The following is a 1,656-nucleotide window of genomic DNA, read 5'->3' as shown; positions in this document are numbered from 1 at the left end:
GGGCGCCCACTCAGTCTCCGGGCGTCGCCCGCATCCAGCGGTTGAGCCTCCCCGTGGCATCGTCAAAGGTGAGCCAGGTCCCGTCGCCGAGCGGCCGCATGTCGCGGTCGACGGGGCCCGCGGGGTACTCGACCGGGCCGTGGATCCGCAGGGTGTGCGCATCGAGCAGCCAGTGGCGCACCCTTCCGCGGTCGCCGTCCTCGTCGGGCCCGACCGCGGTGGCGATCACGGTGTCGGCGTCGACGAAGCCGCAGCCGTACTCCCAGCAGAGCGGCTCGGTGTCGCCCGCCGGCCCGGGTGCCGCCTCGGCGAGCACGGTGCCGTCCAGGGCGTGCAGCTGAAGGTCGAAACCACTGTGCTCGACCGTCAGGAAGCCCGGCTGCCCCGGGTGCACGTCCACCAGGATGCGGTCCATGCCCTCGTTCAGGTCCCAGCCCGTCAGGGCGGTGCCGTCCCAGCGCGCCCAGTGCAGCAGGATGCCGTCCTGGCCCATGCCGATGCACAGACCCATGTGCACACCGTCGGGGTGGGAGAGGTGGTGCGAACCGGATGCCGCGCTGTCCAGCGGCAGCCGGGCCAGCTCGCGGCCGTCCCGGGCGTCCAGGACCACCCAGCACTCCGCCCAGTCGTCCGGCTCCGGCTGGACCACGACGTGCGCCCACACCAGCCGGCCGTCGTCGGAGACCCGGCAGGAGCCGTGTTCGGAGCCGCGGCAGACCTCCCGCGGATCCCCCGTGTGCGGGTGGCCGAGCTCGGGCCCCCAGCAGCCGTGCCGGTACTCCCACAGCGTCTCGCCGCCCGCACCCACCGCCCGGACCGCACGCTGACCCGAGAACACCGCGAACGTGCCGTCGGGACTCATCGAGTGGACCCCGCCCTCCCACCCCGGCCACGGCAGGGGGAAGACGGCGAACGGCGCGCGCTCCCCGGTGAACACCTCGTCGAGGTCGTGGACCTCCAGCGTGTGGCCGTTCCGCAGCAGGCCGCGGATCGAACCGTCCGCGCGGCCCTCGAACGCGAAGCCGTCGACCAGCGCGCCCGCGCCCGGGAGCCGCACCGAGTCCTTGAGCCGTGCAGTGATCGCCATGCCGGCCAAGGTAGCCGACCGATCCGACACCCCGACCTGCCCGGGTACCAGCGGGAAGACAGCCCTCCGACGCCCGACCTAGGGGCCGGGTAGGGGTTGAGAGTGCCCCCGCCGAACCATAATCTCGCCAAGCGAAATGCAATAGGCGATCTGGCAGAAGCTCCTGGTGCCCGAAGTTGCCGACAACTTCGCCCGGGGGATTTCCACAGGTCATCGGCCATTGCTGTGAAATTCCCGCCGGTGAGAAATCCGTCGAATGACGCGAGCCGACTGGATGCGTTGAAGAGGTGGCATGTCATGGCGAATGAAGAGACACTTCGCGACTACCTCAAGTGGGTGACGGCCGATCTGGCCCAGACCCGCCAGCGGCTCCAGGAGGTGGAGGCAGCCGACCACGAGCCCGTCGCGATCATCGGCATGAGCTGCCGCTTCCCCGGGAACGTCGACACCCCCGAGGAGCTCTGGCAGCTCGTCAGCGAGGGCCGCGACGCGGGGTTTGGGGTGGCCCGGAAACGCCGCGTGGGCGCGTCCCCGAGTGTCCGCCCCCGCCGCCGCACACCCCGCGCCGC

Annotated in this window: 2 protein-coding genes; one reads left to right on the top strand and one right to left on the bottom strand. The window is 71.6% G+C overall.

The window, feature by feature from the left end; all coding sequences use genetic code 11:
• Positions 1–10: 10 nt before the first annotated feature.
• Positions 11–1,087: a hypothetical protein gene (locus ACFV0G_RS39080; protein ID WP_380558592.1), complete on the bottom strand. Its 1,077-nt coding sequence runs from the start codon at positions 1,085–1,087 to the stop codon at positions 11–13.
• A gap of 297 nt (positions 1,088–1,384) precedes the next feature.
• Between ACFV0G_RS39080 and ACFV0G_RS39075 the strand changes: the two genes are divergently transcribed.
• On the top strand, positions 1,385–1,656 hold a 272-nt coding region (locus ACFV0G_RS39075; protein ID WP_380558589.1), incomplete at its 3' end, for a polyketide synthase docking domain-containing protein.

Source organism: Kitasatospora sp. NPDC059571 (assembly GCF_042735675.1).
GTDB lineage: Bacteria > Actinomycetota > Actinomycetes > Streptomycetales > Streptomycetaceae > Kitasatospora.
Note: the sequence above shows the minus strand (reverse complement) of the source record. Positions and strands in the feature narration are given on the sequence as shown.

Coding starts and splice junctions, on each gene's coding strand:
- ACFV0G_RS39080 (WP_380558592.1), bottom strand. CDS start 1,087: ATGGCGATCACTGCACGGCTCAAGGACTCGGTGCGGCTCCCGGGCGCG.